The organism is Pseudomonas sp. HT11 (assembly GCF_044875395.1).
GTDB lineage: Bacteria > Pseudomonadota > Gammaproteobacteria > Pseudomonadales > Pseudomonadaceae > Aquipseudomonas.
Map to the genome: position 1 here is coordinate 1,532,314 of NZ_CP173217.1, position 15,867 is coordinate 1,548,180.

At 61.2% G+C, this 15,867-nt stretch carries 12 protein-coding genes; 2 read left to right on the forward strand and 10 right to left on the reverse strand.

Annotated features, from left to right (window positions below):
* Positions 1-89 precede the first annotated feature (89 nt).
* From ABWL43_RS06880 to ABWL43_RS06900, 5 genes are all read right to left on the reverse strand, one after another.
* Positions 90-1,709 carry a J domain-containing protein gene (locus ABWL43_RS06880; protein ID WP_404487267.1) on the reverse strand — a complete coding sequence of 540 codons (1,620 nt, stop codon included), beginning with the start codon at positions 1,707-1,709 and terminating at the stop codon, positions 90-92.
* Positions 1,710-1,720: 11 nt separating this feature from the next.
* A complete protein-coding gene (locus ABWL43_RS06885) occupies positions 1,721-3,418 on the reverse strand; it encodes a molecular chaperone HscC (RefSeq protein ID WP_404487268.1) in 1,698 nt (565 codons plus the stop codon).
* A gap of 314 nt (positions 3,419-3,732) precedes the next feature.
* Positions 3,733-5,190, reverse strand: a complete 1,458-nt coding sequence (adeC, locus tag ABWL43_RS06890) for an AdeC/AdeK/OprM family multidrug efflux complex outer membrane factor (RefSeq protein ID WP_119738870.1) — start codon at positions 5,188-5,190, stop codon at positions 3,733-3,735.
* Positions 5,187-8,351 (reverse strand): efflux RND transporter permease subunit, encoded by a 3,165-nt coding sequence (locus ABWL43_RS06895; RefSeq protein ID WP_404487269.1) that lies wholly within the window; start codon positions 8,349-8,351, stop codon positions 5,187-5,189. Before ABWL43_RS06895 ends, adeC begins: the two co-directional genes overlap by 4 nt.
* A 3-nt stretch (positions 8,352-8,354) precedes the next feature.
* Positions 8,355-9,503, reverse strand: a complete 1,149-nt coding sequence (locus ABWL43_RS06900; RefSeq protein ID WP_119738874.1) for an efflux RND transporter periplasmic adaptor subunit — start codon at positions 9,501-9,503, stop codon at positions 8,355-8,357.
* Positions 9,504-9,789: 286 nt separating this feature from the next.
* Between ABWL43_RS06900 and ABWL43_RS06905 the strand changes: the two genes are divergently transcribed.
* Positions 9,790-10,422, forward strand: a complete 633-nt coding sequence (locus ABWL43_RS06905) for a TetR family transcriptional regulator (protein WP_027604391.1) — start codon at positions 9,790-9,792, stop codon at positions 10,420-10,422.
* Between the two features lie 305 nt (positions 10,423-10,727).
* On the opposite strand, the gene ABWL43_RS06910 is transcribed toward ABWL43_RS06905, so the two are convergent.
* The 3 genes from ABWL43_RS06910 to ABWL43_RS06920 are packed head-to-tail and all read right to left on the reverse strand — an operon-like array spanning position 10,728 to position 13,322.
* The gene (locus ABWL43_RS06910) at positions 10,728-11,783 is read right to left on the reverse strand and encodes an alkene reductase (protein WP_145162774.1); all 1,056 of its coding nucleotides are present in this window, start codon (positions 11,781-11,783) and stop codon (positions 10,728-10,730) included.
* A 31-nt stretch (positions 11,784-11,814) separates the two neighbouring features.
* Complete coding sequence (locus tag ABWL43_RS06915) at positions 11,815-12,981, reverse strand: MFS transporter (protein WP_017137251.1); 1,167 nt, start codon at positions 12,979-12,981, stop codon at positions 11,815-11,817.
* Positions 12,982-12,995: 14 nt separating this feature from the next.
* On the reverse strand, positions 12,996-13,322 hold the full coding sequence (locus ABWL43_RS06920) for a helix-turn-helix transcriptional regulator (protein WP_145162776.1): 327 nt from the start codon (positions 13,320-13,322) through the stop codon (positions 12,996-12,998).
* Between the two features lie 154 nt (positions 13,323-13,476).
* On the opposite strand from ABWL43_RS06920, the gene ABWL43_RS06925 reads away from it, so the two are divergent.
* A complete protein-coding gene (locus tag ABWL43_RS06925; protein ID WP_404487270.1) occupies positions 13,477-14,061 on the forward strand; it encodes an ACP phosphodiesterase in 585 nt (194 codons plus the stop codon).
* Between the two features lie 113 nt (positions 14,062-14,174).
* Here the strand turns inward: ABWL43_RS06925 and ABWL43_RS06930 are convergent, their stop codons facing one another.
* Both ABWL43_RS06930 and olsB read right to left on the reverse strand, forming a co-directional pair.
* Positions 14,175-14,966 (reverse strand): 1-acyl-sn-glycerol-3-phosphate acyltransferase, encoded by a 792-nt coding sequence (locus tag ABWL43_RS06930; protein WP_262209285.1) that lies wholly within the window; start codon positions 14,964-14,966, stop codon positions 14,175-14,177.
* Positions 14,966-15,721 carry an L-ornithine N(alpha)-acyltransferase gene (gene olsB, locus ABWL43_RS06935; RefSeq protein WP_119738887.1) on the reverse strand — a complete coding sequence of 252 codons (756 nt, stop codon included), beginning with the start codon at positions 15,719-15,721 and terminating at the stop codon, positions 14,966-14,968. Before olsB ends, ABWL43_RS06930 begins: the two co-directional genes overlap by 1 nt.
* Positions 15,722-15,867 lie beyond the last annotated feature (146 nt).

The window sequence follows — 15,867 nt, forward strand, 5'->3', positions numbered from 1 at the left end:
GTGATGAAAGTGGGGCAGGGCGGTTTGTGGGCGATGATCGAACGCAAGTTGGCGGGCATGCCTGCATCGGCTGCCCGCCCTTGGGAAAGTTACAGTCGAGATTCAACCAGGCGGGTCAACGGAAAGGCAGGCAGGTACAGCTGGAACGCGAGCGTCAGTACCACCATGACCACCAGAAACACCAGTTGCCAGGGGCTCCAGTAACTCCAATGCAGGCCGCTGATCCACGGCCATCTGGCATTGAAGGATTCGTCGACCGTGCCCATGCGCCGGTGGCTGAACAAGTGGATCAGGATCATGCCCAGGTACGTCACTATGCCCATCACGCCGAGCAAAAAGCCGAACATCACCAGCATCCCCACTTGCGGAATACCGTGGCGCAGAACCAACCAGTATTGGCGTGGGTTGAAGCGTTGGGGCAACAGCCTCTCGCTCAGCCATAGGTCGGCAACGAGGAATCGCGAGGTGATGGCGGCCCAGCCCTGAGTGAGGCGTATGGCGACGACGGTCGGCAGGAAGGTCATCAACATGAAGATGAAGAGTTCGAGCGGCACCGGGCCTTTTTTCAGGTGAATGGAGGCCACGCACGTGGCAATGGCCAGCCCGCCCCACACCCTGCCCCAGGTTTGTCCGGAGACCGGGCGCGGCAAAAATTTTCGCCAAAAAAATACATCGGGTTGCGGCAGGCGCTCCAGTAACGACGGATAGCGCCAGGCAAACTTTTGCGACAGTTGCTGGCACGCGTTCCACTGATCATCACCAAACTGGGACACCAAACGGAGCTGTTCGGCAGTCGGCATCCGCGTCAGCAGCAAGCGTGCGGGCAAGGTGTCGGGTGCGTTGCGCGGGCCGTTGTGGGCTTTTTCCAACAGGGTGTCGTAGAAACTCTCCTGTTCGCAGCGTTCAACCAGGCCCCGCCACATCCACTCGGGCTCGGGGTGCAAGCCTTTCTGGTCATCCCAGCCAAAGACCTGGCAGACGCGCTCAAACAACGGCACGCTCCACGTGGTGTCGTGGAGCAATTGCAGGACGATGCGCTGCCATTGTTGTTGCAGGTCGAACACGCGCAGCCAGGGTTGCTGGTTGTAGGCTTTAAGCAGGTTGACGAACTCGCGCTCGGCCTTTTGCTCCAGCTGTTCCTGCAGCGCCTGGCGATACGCCTGCAGCAGCTCGCCGCTTAGCGCCTCATGTTGCCAGGGGCTCATCGCCACACGTTGCCAAGGCGTCAGCCATTCCAAGTGCTGCACCGCCCAGGCGGCAATTGCCGCACGCTCACCGGGGGCATCGAAACAGTGGCGCAGCAGAGCTGCCTGGAACGCATCGGCGCAGAGTTGATGCTGGGCCTGTTCCCAGCGCTCGTCGAGGGTATGAGCGCCCAGCCCGTTGATCAGCGCTTGCGCGCGCGTTTGCTCGGGCGGCAGGTCGAACAGGGCAGGGCTGACGAGGCGAGTATCGTCAAACTGCGCGTATTCATGCGGGTTGCCGTCGGCCAGTTCGGCCACTGGCGCGTCGATGACTTCGACCTCTTCGTCCTCATGCTCGGCCCGCCAGCGCGCGATATGCAGCGCTTGTTCGTAAGCCTCACGCAGGCGCTGGAAACCCTCGGCGTCGTCGTCCGGGCGGCAGCTTTTCAGCAGCCGCGCGTAAGTACGCTTGATGGTGCGCTCGTCGGCATCGTCCGCCAGTTGCAACACTGTCCAACAGTCCATGTCGTTCTCTCTCAGCGCCAGAACCCGTTGTCGAGTTGCTCAAGTTGGCGGGTAAGTTCGCTGCGGGCCTCACGGATGCGGCGTTCGTCCTGGGTGTCGAGCACTTGCTGGAATTGCGCGGCCCAGTGCCCGAGTTGCTCGCGCAACTCGCCGAGGTTTTCCTGGTAGAGCCGTTCGAGGCGCGCGGTCAGCACAGTGTTGACCTGCTGGTCGCGCGGGTGGATTTTCAACAGCGCCAGGGCTTGCAGGCGTTGCTGGATCTCCTGCGGGCTGAGCACGCCGGGGTTGTTCTCGATCACCAGTGAATGCTGCTCGCCGGTCAGCGGAATGTTCACCTGGGCCTCGAGCAAGCCGTTGTTGTCGTAGGTGAAGCGCACGTCCAGCGAGACCTCGCCGGCCTTGCGCTTGGGCACGGGAATTTCCAGCTGGCCCAGTTCGATGTTGTCTTTCACCAGACGGCTTTCGCCTTGGTAGATTTTCAACAGCACGCGGGTCTGGTCGTCGTGGAGGGTGACCACACTCTTGACCCGGCTGACCGGCACGCTGCTGTTGCGCTCGATCAGCGGCAGATAATGCCCGCTTTCGATATGGCCGCCATATTGGTTCGAGGTTTCGATGCCCAGGGTGTACGGGCAGACGTCGGTCAGCACAATCTCTTCCAGCGCTGCCGAACGGGCCTTCAGCGCTGCCTGAATCGCCGCGCCGTGGGCGACCACCTGGTCTGGATCGAGGCTGATGGACGGGAAGCGCCCGAACAAGCCAGCGGCCAGTTTGCGCACCAGCGGCATGCGCGTGGTGCCGCCGACCAGCAGGATTTCATCCAGATCGCCGACCCGAATCCGCGCATCGCGCAGGGCGCGCTCAATCGGCGCGCGCAGGCGCTCCAGCAAGGGTGTGTAGAGCTTGGCGAGTTCAGCCTGGGTGAGGGTTGTGACCCATTGCTGGCCGTCAACGCGCAGGGCGAACTCGGCGCTGTCGTCCTGGCCCAAGGCTTTGCGCACGCGCTCGGCTTCGCGGCGCAGGGCTTGCAGCACCGTGCTGGTGGGCGGGAAGCCCTGAGCATTGCGCTGGCTGTCGACGAAGTGTTCGAGCAATAAGGTGTCGAAATCTTCGCCGCCCAGGAAGTTGTCGCCGGCGCTGGCGCGTACTTCCATCACGCCGTCGAACAGCTCGATGATCGACACGTCGAAGGTGCCGCCGCCGAGGTCGAACACCAGGAACGAGGTTTCCTTGTCACGCTGGTGCAGGCCGTAAGCCAGCGCGGCGGCGGTGGGTTCGTTGATGAGTTTTTCAACGTTGAGCCCGGCCAGTTCACCGGCGATGCGCGTGGCCTTGCGTTGGCCGTCGCTGAAGTAGGCGGGCACGCTGATCACGGCTTCGGTGACGGTTTGGCCGTAGGTGCGCTCGATGTCTTCTTTCAGGCTTTTGAGCACCAGCGCCGAGAGTTCTTCGGGGCGGAACGAGCGGTCGCCCAGGCGCACTTCGGTGGCACTGCCCATGTAGCGCTTGAACAGCGAGGTGGTCAGGTGCGGGTGGGTGTGCAGGCGTTCCTTGGCGGCTTGGCCCACCAGGATGCGGCCTTGGTCATCCAGGCCGACCACACTCGGGGTCAGCAACTGGCCAAGGGCATTGGGCACCATTTCGGTAGCGTCACCGCGCCAGACGGCGGCCAGGCTGTTGGTTGTGCCCAGGTCGATTCCTACGATCATTACGACAAGCTCCCTTTGTGGTCTGTAAGAATCTGTAACCAATTTTACCCTGAAAGGTTCCGCAGAAAGCAAGGCAAGCCCGTTTCCTGTAGTGAGCGGGCAGGTTGTGGCGAGCGGGCTTGCCCCGCGTTGGGTGGCAAAGCCGCCCCAATTCAGGCGCCGCGCAGTGCCAGATGGAAATTGGGCGACTGGTTCGGGGCCGCTTCGCGCCCCAACGCGGGGCAAGCCCGCTCGCCACGAGGATAGGAGGCTGGTCACCAGGCATAAAAAAACCGCTTCCGGTGAGGGAAGCGGTTTTATCTACAACAGCACGATTAGAACAACTTCAGTGCCGGTGCTTCTTCTTTCACAGGCTCGTTCTTCGCGGTCTGCTCGTTCCAGCCACCACCGAGGGCCTTGTACAGGTTGACCTCGCTGTTGAGCTGCGCCAGACGGTCGGTGATCAGCGATTGCTGGGCACTGAACAGCTGGCGCTGGGCGTCGAGGAACGTCAGGTTGCTGTCGACACCAATGCGGTAGCGACGCTCGGCCAGGCGGTAGTAATCCTGGTTGGCCGCGACGAAGCCACGCTGGGCGTCCAGTTGCTGCTTGTAGGTCGCACGCGCGGCGAGACCGTCGGAGACTTCCTGGAAACCGGTCTGGATGGCCTTCTCGTAGTTGGCCACGTTGATCTCTTTCTGGATCTTCGAGTAGTCCAGGCTTGCGCGCAGGCTACCGGCGTTGAAGATCGGGATGTTGATCTGTGGCGCAAACGACCAGGTGCCCGAACCGCCCTTGAACAGGCCGCCCAGAGTTGGGCTGGCAGTACCGGCACTGGCGGTGAGGCTGATGCTTGGGAAGAACGCTGCACGCGCCGCGCCGATGTTGGCGTTGGCGGCCTTGAGGTTGTACTCGGCTTGCACAATGTCGGGACGACGTTGCAGCAGGTCCGATGGCAACCCGGCTGGCACTTCGCTGAGCAGGTCATCCGACAGCGGCTTGCTGGCGATATTGGCCGGCAAACCGGTGCCGAGCAGCAGGGTCAGGCTGTTTTCGTCCTGGGCCACCTGGCGTGTATAGCGCGCCAATTGCACACGCGCGTTTTCCACCGAGGTGCGCGCCTGGCTGAGGTCGAGGGCCGAGGCCACGCCGACTTCGTTGCTGCGCGAGGTCAGCTTGTAGCTCTGCTCGAAGGCACCGAGGGTGTCCTGGGTCAGCTTGAGCAGTTCCTTGTCGGCCTGCCAGGTCAGGTAGGCGTTGGCCACACTGGCCACCAGGCTGATCTGGGTGCTGCGCCGCGCTTCTTCAGTGGCGAAGTACTTTTGCAGTGCTTCTTCGCTGAGGCTGCGCACGCGGCCGAACAGGTCCAGCTCATAGGAACTGATCCCCAGGCCCGCCGAGTACTGGCTGGTGATGCCCGCTTCGCCGGTCTGCGACAGCTTGGCCGGCGTACGCGTGCGGCTGCCGCTGCCAGTGGCCGAGATGGCCGGGAACAGGTCGGCACGCTGGATCTGGTACTGCGCCGCATAGGCGTCGATGTTCAGGGCCGCGACACGCAGGTCACGGTTGTTGACCAGCGCGGTCTGGATCAGCTGCTGCAGGGCAGGGTCATGGAAAAACTGCTTCCAGCCTTGCTCGGCAGCGGCCTGGCCCGGCGCCTGGGCCGACGAATACGCCGGCCCCTGCGGGTACTGCGCTGCCACCGGCGCTTCGGGGCGCTGGTAGTCAGGTATCAGCGAGCAGCCACTGAGCACGAATGCCGTGACGGCTAGGGAAAGTAGCGACTTGCTCATTGGCCAGCCTCTTTAGGAGTTTCAGTAGTGTCCGTCTTTTTGTTGCGCTCGCCAGCAGACGACACGGTTGCAAAGAACAGTGGCACCCAGAAGATCGCCAGAACGGTGGCGGTGATCATACCGCCAATTACGCCGGTACCGATCGCGTGCTGGCTGCCTGAGCCTGCGCCCGAGGAGATGGCCAGCGGCAATACGCCGAGCATGAACGCCATGGACGTCATGATGATCGGCCGCAGACGCATACGAGAGGCTTCGATGGCCGACTCGACGATGCCTTTGCCTTGTTCGTGAAGCTCTTTGGCGAACTCCACGATCAAGATGGCGTTTTTCGCCGCCAGGCCCACCGTCACCAACAGGCCTACCTGGAAGAACACGTCGTTGGACAGCCCGCGCATGCTGGTGGCGATCAACGCACCGATCACACCCAGCGGCACCACCAGAATCACCGCAATCGGGATCGACCAGCTTTCGTACAGTGCCGCCAGGCACAGGAACACCACCAGCAGCGACAGGGCGTACAGCGCAGGTGCCTGGGAGCCGGACAGGCGTTCTTCATACGACAGGCCGGTCCACGCATAACCGACACCCGCCGGCAGGTCCTTGGCAATGCGCTCGACTTCTGTCATCGCATCGCCGGTACTGTAGCCAGGTGCCGGAGTACCGAGGATTTCCATCGCGGCTACACCGTTGTAGCGCGAGAGCTTCGGCGAACCGTAGATCCACTTGCCCGACGAGATGGCCGACATTGGCACCATCTTCCCGGAGGTGCTGCGCACGAACCATCTATCCAGGTCTTCCGGGGACATCCGGCTGAAAGCATCGCCCTGCACATACACTTTCTTCACGCGACCACGGTCGATGAAGTCGTTGACGTAGCTGCCACCCAGGGCGATGGCCAAGGTCTGCTGAATGTCTGACAGGCTGATGCCCAGGGCGCTGGCCTTCTCGTCGTCGACGCTGAGCTCGTACTGCGGTTCATCGTTCACGCCGTTGGGACGCACACCTGCCAGGATCTTGCTTTGTGCCGCTGCACCCAGGAACTGGTTGCGCGCAGCCATCAGCTTGTCGTGACCGACGCCGCCCTGGTCTTGCAGGAATACGTCGAAACCGGTGGCGTTACCCAACTCCAGAACCGAAGGCGGCACGATGGCATACACCATGGCGTCCTTGAACGTCTGAGAGAAGTAAGTCTGGGCGCGCTTGGCAATTTCGAATACCGAGTTGGATGCGTCGCGCTCCTCCCATGACTTGAGCATCACGAAGGCCAGGCCAGAGCTTTGGCCACGGCCCGCAAAGTTGAAGCCGTTTACGGTAAACACCGATTTTACGCCTTTGCCTTCGCCTGGCTCGCCTTCCTTGTCGTTCAGCAGGTAGGCACGCATGTCGTCAATGACGGTTTGCGTGCGCTCCGCCGAAGAACCGACCGGCGTCTGTACCTGAGCGAAGATCACGCCCTGGTCTTCATCGGGCAGGAACGCGGCGGGGATGCGCATGAACAGCCAGATCATGCCGGCCAGGATCAGCGCATAGACCAGGAACGCCGGAATCTTGTGCTTGATCATGTTGCCGACGCCGCGTTCGTAGCTCAGTACGCCACGGTCGAACGTGCGGTTGAACCAGCCGAAGAAACCGCGCTTGGGTTGGCCGTGCTTTTCCGGGTCGATCGGCTTGAGCATGGTTGCGCACAAGGCCGGGGTGAAGATCAGGGCAACCAGTACCGACAACGCCATCGCCGAAACAATGGTGATGGAGAACTGTTTGTAGATCACACCGGTGGAACCGCCGAAGAACGCCATCGGCAGCAGTACTGCGGACAACACCAGGGCAATACCCACCAGGGCGCCCTGGATCTGGCCCATGGACTTGACCGTCGCCTCTTTAGGCGACAAGTGCTCCTCGGCCATCACTCGTTCGACGTTTTCCACCACCACGATGGCATCGTCCACCAGCAAGCCGATGGCCAGGATCATGCCGAACATGGTCAGGGTGTTGATGGTGAAACCGAACGCAGCGAGGATCCCGAAGGTACCCAGCAATACCACCGGTACGGTCATGGTGGTGATGATGGTGGCGCGGAAGTTCTGCAGGAACAGGAACATCACCAGGAACACCAGCACGATCGCTTCGACCAGGGTGTCAACCACACCGGAGATCGATTCGGTCACCACCGGGGTAGTGTCATACGGCACCACCGCCTTCATGCCTGGCGGGAAGAACGGTTCCAGGGACGCCACGGTGGCGCGGATGGCCTTGCCGGTGTCCAGAGCGTTAGCACCGGCCGCCAGCTTGATCGCCATGCCGGATGCCGGTTTGCCGTTGAACTGTGCCGCAATGCTGTAGTTCTGACCGCCCAGCTCGATACGGGCGACATCCTTCAGGCGTACCTGTGAGCCGTCGGTATTGACCTTCATCAGGATATTGCCGAACTGCTCTGCAGACTGCAGGCGGGTCTTGCCGATGATGGTTGCGTTCAACTGGGTGCCGGGCACGGCAGGCAAGCCGCCGAGTTGGCCGGTAGCCACCTGCACGTTCTGTGCGGAGATCGCGGTGCTGACATCCACTGGCGTGAGCTGATAGTTGTTCAGCTTGGCCGGGTCGAGCCAGATGCGCATGGCGTACTGCGAGCCGAACACCTGGAAGTCACCTACACCGGCGGTCCGCGAAATCGGGTCCTGGATGTTGGACACGATGTAGTTGGACAGGTCGTCCTTGGTCATGCTGCCGTCTTCCGACACCAGACCGATTACCATCAGGAAGTTCTTCACCGACTTGGTCACGCGGATACCCTGCTGCTGCACTTCTTGCGGCAGCAGTGGGGTCGCCAGGTTCAACTTGTTCTGCACCTGAACCTGGGCGATATCCGGGTTGGTACCCTGGTTGAACGTCACGGTGATGGTCATGCTGCCGTCGGAGTTACTGTCCGAGGAAACATAACGCAGGTTGTCGATACCGTTGAGCTGTTGCTCGATCACCTGCACCACGGTGTCCTGCACGGTTTGTGCAGACGCGCCTGGGTAGGTCACCTGGATGTCGATGGCGGTCGGCGCAATGGCCGGGTATTGGTTGATGGGCAACTTCAGGATCGACAGTGCCCCGACCAGCATGATCACCAGGGCAATTACCCAGGCGAAAATGGGACGGTCGATAAAAAATTTCGACATGGATTACTCCCCTTTACCAGCATCGGCAGCAGGCGCTGCGGCAGTGCCGGCGGGTTTGGCGTTGTCTGCGTCCTTGACCTTGACTTCGATGCCCGGCTTGATGAATTGCAGGCCTTCGGTGATCACGCGGTCACCGGCGTCCAGGCCTTTTTCCACCAGCCAGTAGGCGCCGGCAGTACGGTTGGCGACCAGCTGACGTTGCTCGACCTTGTTGTCCTTGTTCACGATCAGCGCAGTCGGGATGCCCTTGAGGTCACGGGTCACGCCTTGCTGCGGGGCCAGAATGGCCTTGCTGTTCACACCGGCTTGCAGCTGGGCGTGGACGAACATGCCCGGCAGCAGGGTGTGATCAGGGTTCGGGAACACGGCGCGCAGGGTCACGGAACCGGTGGTCTGGTCGACCGACACTTCAGAGAATTCCAGCTTGCCGTCCTGGCCATAGGCGCTGCCATCTTCCAGGGTCAGCTTGACCTTGGCGGCATTTTCGCCGGCCTTTTCCAGCTGGCCGCTTTCCAGGTCACGGCGCAGTTTCAGCATTTCAGCCGAAGACTGCGTGACGTCGACATAGATCGGGTCCAATTGCTGGATGACGGCCATGGCATCGGCCTGGCCATTGCTGACCAGTGCGCCTTCGGTGACCGAAGAACGGCCAATACGCCCGGAGATCGGCGCGAACACTTTGGTGTAGCGCACATTGATCTGGGCGGTTTGAACGTTTGCTTCGGCAGTCATGCGGTTAGCGACGGCAGTGTCGTATTCCTGACGGCTGACGGCTTGCTCATCGACCAACTGCTTGTAGCGGTCGGTGATGGACTTGGTCTGGGTCAGGCTGGCTTGTGCGCTTTTCAGGGTCGCGTCATACACCGATGGGTCGATCTGGTAGAGCTGTTGCCCTTCCTTCACGTCGGCGCCTTCCTTGAACAGACGCTTGAGAATGATGCCGTTGACCTGAGGCCGAACTTCCGCAATGCGGAAGGCGGTGGTGCGCCCCGGCAATTCGGAGGTCAGGGTAAAGGCTTGCGGTTGAATGGTGACCACGCCGACCTGAGGGGTTTGAGCGGGCGGAGCCGCTTCTTCCTTTTTACATCCGCTGAGCAGCGATGCCAGGGCGACGGCAGTGACCAGAGCGGTAACAGCTGGCTTAAGTTGCATGAAGATCCTCGGGTCAGGCGCGCAGAATGCGCACAAGAAGTGTGGAAGGGTAAAAAACAAGCTGTGAGTAGATAAGTAGCTTGCTACGCAATATACTTACGTTCATGGTTGTTTGTAAACTCTTGACAGGCTTCGCGGAATGCTGACAAAGCAGGTCCAAAAGCCTCGATTTTAGTACGTTCGGCGCCCATGACGGTGTCGTCCCACAATTATTTAGATGATCGTTACCGCCTATTAAAGCTGCGTTACCGATAGTCCCAAGTGTTCTGATTGAGGTTTTACTGCCATGGTTCGTCGCACCAAAGAGGAAGCTCAGGAAACGCGCAGCCAGATTCTCGAAGCCGCCGAACAGGCCTTTTATGAGCGCGGCGTTGCGCGCACTACGCTGGCGGATATCGCGGCGCTGGCCGGTGTGACGCGCGGTGCCATCTACTGGCATTTCAGCAACAAGTCCGATTTGCTCCAGGCACTGCTGGACACGCTGCACGAACCCCTGGACGAACTGGCCCGGGCGAGTGAAAGCGAGGATGAAGTCGATCCGCTTGGCTGTATGCGCAAGCTGTTGATTCATTTGTTTCATCAGGTGGCCCTGGACCCGAAAACCCGGCGCATTAATGAGATTTTGTTTCATAAGTGCGAGTTCACCGATGAAATGTGTGACATGCGCCGCCAGCGCCAGACCCATAGCCTGGAATGCAATCTGCGTATCGGCCTGACATTGCGTAACGCGGTCCATCGTGGGCAGCTTCCGGAAAATCTCGACACCACCCGTGGTGCGGTGTGCATTCATGCCTACATCAATGGGCTGATTGGCCAATGGCTTCTGGTGCCCGACAGCTTTCAGTTGCATCAAGAGGCCGAGCGCTGGGTTGATGCAGGGCTGGACATGCTGCGCCTGAGCCCCAGCCTGCGCAATTAAGACAAAATGCGTAATTGCGTCCAGTTGTGTCAACAGCAAAGACGAGCGACAGTCGATCGTCCTTGCGCCTGAAAGGTGGGGTGACTTTATATACGGGCTGGCGGCCGGTTGATAGGTAGCCGCCTAAGTATTTTGTAGCAATATTGTTGCAAGCCTGTGAAGGAATGTTTCTAAAGCTGGCGCAAATCAACATGTTGGGGTGGCTTGGGTTGGAGCTGGCCTGCTGCCACACTCAATCTCCGGTATTCCAGCGCGCAGTAAAAAGCCCCGGTTCCTGCGAACCGGGGCTTTTGCGTTTCAGACGATCAAAGCGCCAGGGTTGGGTAGTCGATGTAGCCGACCGGGCCCTTGGCGTAGAAGGTTTCCGGGTGCGCTTCGTTCAGCGGCGCGTCGGCCTTCAGGCGGGCTGGCAAGTCGGGGTTGGCAATAAACGGTACGCCGAAGGCCACCGCGTCTGCCTTGCCCGAGGCCAGCCAGGCATTGGCGCTGTCCTTGGTGAAACGTTCGTTGGCGATGTAGGGGCCACCGAAGGCTTTTTTCAGTTGTGGACCGAGGCTGTCGCCGGCTTCTTTTTCACGCGAGCAGATGAACGCGATGCCACGCTTGCCCAGTTCGCTGGCGACGTAGGTGAAGGTTTCGGCCAGGTTGTCGTCGCCCATGTCATGGGAGTCGGCACGCGGCGCCAGATGCACACCCACGCGGCCGGCGCCCCAGACGTCGATGGCGGCGTCGGTCACTTCCAGCAGCAGGCGCGCACGGTTTTCCAGGGAGCCGCCGTAGTTGTCGGTGCGCTTGTTGGTGCTGCTTTGCAGGAACTGGTCGAGCAGGTAACCGTTGGCGCCGTGGATTTCCACGCCGTCAAAGCCTGCGGCCTTGGCGTTTTCGGCGCCGACGCGGTAAGCGTCAACGATATCGGCGATTTCAGCGGTTTCCAGCGCACGAGGCGTCGGGTAGTCGGCCAGCGGACGCACCAGGCTCACGTGGCCCTTAGGCTGGATCGCGCTGGGGGCCACCGGGGTTTCGCCGTTCAGGTACGACTCGTGGGAGATACGTCCGACGTGCCACAGTTGCAGGAAGATCTTGCCGCCCGCGCCGTGCACGGCCTTGGTCACATTGGCCCAGCCGCGTACCTGGTCGTTGGACCAGATGCCCGGGGTGTCCGGGTAGCCCACGCCCAGCGGCGTCACGGAAGTGGCTTCGCTGAGGATCAGCCCGGCAGACGCGCGTTGCACGTAGTACTCGGCCATCAGCGCGTTGGGTACGCGGCCTTCATCGGCACGGCAGCGGGTCAGCGGCGCCATAATGATGCGGTTGGACAATTGCAGGTCGCCCAGTTTGATCGGATCGAAAATAGTCGTCATGGGATAACACCCTTCTGTTTAAGTGGATTGATCAGTTGGTCGCAGGGGCCAGGTCGGCATCGCCGCTCTGACGGAAAGTAATCAGGGTCACCAGCAGGGCCAGAATCGCCAGGGCCGCAGCCGCCAATGGCACGCTGGTCAGGCCGAATCCATGGGCAATCACACTGCCGCCGACCCAGGCGCCGAGGGCATTGCCGATGTTGAAGGCGCCGATATTCAGGGTGGACACCAAATTCGGTGCGGCCTTGCCGAAGGTCACCACGTTGATCTGCAGCGCCGGTACGGCGGCGAACGAGGCGGTGGCCCACAGGAACAGGGTGATTTCAGTCGGGATCACCGCGACGCTGGTCCAGGTCAGCACAGTGGACACCACCGCCATGCTGATGAACACACCGATCAAGGTGGCCGCCAGGCGCTTGTCCGCCAGCTTGCCGCCGATGATGTTGCCCACGGTGAGGCCCAGGCCGATCAGCAGCAGGGTCCAGGTCACGCCTTTGGGCGACACGCCGGTGACGTCGCCCAGCAGCGGCGCGACGTAGGTGAAAAGGGTGAACATGGAGGCGGCGAACAGCGCGGTCATGGTCAGCGACAACCAGATGCCGGCACCTTTGAGGGCGGCCAGTTCGGCACGCATGTCGAGTTTTTCTTCGTCACGCTTGGCCGGCAGAAAGCGGATCAGGCCGATCAGCGCCACAACGCCGATTACCGTCACGGCCCAGAAGGTCGAGCGCCAGCCAGCTTCCTGGCCCAGCGCGGTACCCAGCGGCACGCCGAGCACATTGGCCAGGGTCAAGCCGGTAAACATCAAGGCGACCGCGGATGCTCGTTTGTTGGCCGGCACCAGGTTAGCGGCGACCACCGAGCCGATACCAAAGAACGCACCGTGGCACAGCGCGGTGACCACACGGGCAAACATCAGCACGTTGTAGTCACTGGCCAGGGCGCAGAGCAGGTTGCCGACAATAAAGATGCCCATCAACGCTACGAGGGCGGCCTTGCGTGGCAGCTTGGCGGTGGCCAGTGCCATGAAGGGGGCGCCGATGGCCACGCCCAAGGCGTAGCCGGTGACCAGCCAGCCGGCGCCGGGAATCGACACGCCCAGGTCCGCCGCCACATCGGGCAGCAAGCCCATGATGACGAACTCGGTGGTGCCGATGGCGAAGGCGCTCAGGGCCAGTATGAGTAGCGAGAGGGGCATTGGCGTTTCCTTGGTTACAGCGGTTCGATGATTTCAGCGCTAAGTTCAGTCGTAAGCGCCGTGAGAAAGGCTTGGATCACTTCCTCATTGCGCCTGAAAAAGTGCCACTGCCCGGCCTTCTGGCTGCTGATCAAACCCGCCCGTTGCAAGGTCGCCAAGTGGGCCGACACGGTCGACTGGGACAAGCCGCAGCGCTGGTCGATCTGCCCGGCGCAGATGCCGTATTCGTGGTTGTGCACTTGCTCGGGGAACTGCACTTTCGGGTCTTTCAGCCAGGTGAGGATGTCTCGTCGTACTGGGTGCGCCAGGGCTTTTATTATTTCGTCGAGGTCGATGGACATGGCAGATGCTCGTTTTCGTAAAACGTTATATCGCGATGAGGCGAACTTTAAATCGTTACATCCCGATACACCAATATGCTTTTGGTCTTAAGACCGGCTATTTCGGTATATCGGGTTATAACGATACATGGATGGCAGTGGTAGACTGCGCGCCATGAATTATCTCGCACATCTGCACCTGGGCGGCCAACTTCCTGCGCAATTGCTGGGCAGCCTCTATGGTGACTTCGTCAAAGGCCGCCTGCAGGGCCAGTTCAGCCCGCAAATCGAAGCGGCGATCCAGTTGCATCGCTCCATTGATCGCTTCACCGACAGCCACCCATTGGTGGGCGAGGCGTTGTCACGCTTCAGCCTGACCCGCAAGCGCTACGCCGGGATTGTCCTGGATGTGTTTTTCGATCACTGCCTGGCGCGGGACTGGGCGCTGTATGCCGACCAGCCGCTGGAGCGCTTCACGGCGCAGGTGTACCGCGTACTGGCGGCCGAGCCGCAGTTGCCCGGACGGCTGGCGCAGATCGCACCCTATATGGCGGCGGATGATTGGCTGGGTTCGTACCGCGAGTTCGCGGTGATGGAACAGGTGTTGCGCGGGATCTCACGGCGTTTGACCCAGCCCGAGGAATTGAGGCATGCCATGCAGGAGTTGCGGGTGTTGTATGAGCCGTTGAGTGAAGACTTTCGGCTGTTCTATCCAGAGTTGCAGAAATTTGCACAGCTCCAACTGACAACTGAGATCTAACTGTGGGAGCTGGCTTGCCTGCGATAGCAGTCTGTCAGTTGACAGAGATGTGGCTGACCCGCCGCTATCGCAGGCAAGCCAGCTCCCACATTTTGAACTGTGTTCCGTTCATCTCAAGCTGCAAACGCCGGCCGAGCCGCCACTTGCTCCGCCTCCGGCAACGGCCCAAACAACGCCTTCTGCACCGCCTGCTGCGCCTGGAACGCCAGCGCCGCGCGTTCCTGCCCGGCACACGCAATCGGCTGCAGCACATGAATCTCCACATCGCCCTGGTCGTTGGCAAACAGGCGCATCAGGTGCGAGAGCAAATCGTCGTCACCAATAAACGGTGCCAGCGGGTCCACTTGCCCATCACGCAAATAACGAATCGCCACCGGTTGCAGCGACACATCGGCATCAATCGCACTGGCCAGCAAACGCCCGTGGAAGGTGCGCAGGCTGCGCCCGTCCGTGGTGGTGCCTTCGGGGAACATCAGCAGCGGGTGCTGTTGCTCCAAGTGACGGGTCATCTGCTTGCGGATCAACTGGCTGTCGCCCGAACCCCGGCGGATAAACAAGCTGCCGGCTTTGGCCGCCAACCAGCCGGCCACCGGCCAGGTGCGCACTTCGGCCTTGGACAGAAAGGACATCGGCGCCACAGCGCCCAGCAGTGGGATATCGGTCCAGGACACGTGATTGCTCACCCACAGCATCGGCGTTTTCGGCAACTCACCGTGCACCGTCACGCGAAAGGGCAGGGCATGGGTCAGCCGCGCCATAAAGAATCGCGACCAGCGTTGGCGCCGCACCATCGAGTTGGCCACGCCCAAACGCTCGAACACGCCAAACACGCTGGCCATGCTCAGCCCCAGCGCGACCACCAGCAGCACCCGGGCGATGCGCCCGTACACGCGCAGGCGGGCCATCACATGGCCGCCTTGAAGTGGCGGGCATAACGTGGGCACAGCTCGTCACGCTTGAGCAGAATGAACACGTCGGCCACCTGGAAGTCTTCATCCCAGCACGGCTCGCCGCAGATCTTCGCACCCAGGCGCATGTAGGCCTTGAGCAATGGCGGCATTTCGGCGATCACGTTGGACGGCAGGTCCAGGGCCGGCAGTGGCTTTTTCGGCTCGGCGCGCAGGTGCTCGTTGCACAGGTAGCGTTCGCGCAGGCGCTGCATGATCGCGTGGGCCTGGATGCCGCCGTCGTGCATCGGGATGCTCGCGCAGCCCATCAAGTAGCTGTAGCCGCCCTGGTTCAAGACTTCCGCCAACTCGCCCCACAACACGGCAATGGTGCCGCCGTTGCGGTAGGCCGGGTCGACGCAGGTGCGACCGATTTCCAGGATCGGGCCTTGCAGGTGCAGCAAGCCGTGCAGGCTGAATTCTTCTTCGCTGTAGAACCGGCCCAGGGTGCTGGCGGCCTGGTGGTCGAGCAAACGGGTGGTGGCGACCAATCGACCGCTGTTCAAATCCCGCACGCCGATGTGGCTGCAGTGAACATCATAGTCATCCATGTCCAGACCCAGTTCCGCGCCTTTCAGCTTGGCGTTGAACTCGCCGCTGAACACGTTGAACCGCAGGGCCTGGGCTTCCTGCAAAGCCTTGGCGCCAATCAGGCGTTCGGCTTGCAGGCGGCGTTCATTGCCGGTGTCGCTGATGCGGGCGATCTGAGTCATGGCGAATCTCCGAGTGCCAGCCACATTTCGGCCGGTCGACTTGTTTGTCCAAACTCAGGCTATGTAGGCTCGGTGTCAGCGCCATGAAGTTACGGTGACGCTTAGATGACAGCCGTTGATGTCGCCAATCTGTCATGCGCCTGGGC

Bases quoted from the DNA above. Each gene is read 5' to 3' on its own strand.
- ABWL43_RS06905 (WP_027604391.1), top strand. From the start codon at position 9,790: ATGGTTCGTCGCACCAAAGAGGAAGCTCAGGAAACGCGCAGCCAGATT.
- ABWL43_RS06930 (WP_262209285.1), bottom strand. From the start codon at position 14,966: ATGGCCCGCCTGCGCGTGTACGGGCGCATCGCCCGGGTGCTGCTGGTG.
- adeC (WP_119738870.1), bottom strand. From the start codon at position 5,190: ATGAGCAAGTCGCTACTTTCCCTAGCCGTCACGGCATTCGTGCTCAGT.
- ABWL43_RS06885 (WP_404487268.1), bottom strand. From the start codon at position 3,418: ATGATCGTAGGAATCGACCTGGGCACAACCAACAGCCTGGCCGCCGTC.
- ABWL43_RS06920 (WP_145162776.1), bottom strand. From the start codon at position 13,322: ATGTCCATCGACCTCGACGAAATAATAAAAGCCCTGGCGCACCCAGTA.
- ABWL43_RS06910 (WP_145162774.1), bottom strand. From the start codon at position 11,783: ATGACGACTATTTTCGATCCGATCAAACTGGGCGACCTGCAATTGTCC.
- ABWL43_RS06925 (WP_404487270.1), top strand. From the start codon at position 13,477: ATGAATTATCTCGCACATCTGCACCTGGGCGGCCAACTTCCTGCGCAA.
- ABWL43_RS06900 (WP_119738874.1), bottom strand. From the start codon at position 9,503: ATGCAACTTAAGCCAGCTGTTACCGCTCTGGTCACTGCCGTCGCCCTG.
- ABWL43_RS06895 (WP_404487269.1), bottom strand. From the start codon at position 8,351: ATGTCGAAATTTTTTATCGACCGTCCCATTTTCGCCTGGGTAATTGCC.
- ABWL43_RS06915 (WP_017137251.1), bottom strand. From the start codon at position 12,981: ATGCCCCTCTCGCTACTCATACTGGCCCTGAGCGCCTTCGCCATCGGC.
- olsB (WP_119738887.1), bottom strand. From the start codon at position 15,721: ATGACTCAGATCGCCCGCATCAGCGACACCGGCAATGAACGCCGCCTG.
- ABWL43_RS06880 (WP_404487267.1), bottom strand. From the start codon at position 1,709: ATGGACTGTTGGACAGTGTTGCAACTGGCGGACGATGCCGACGAGCGC.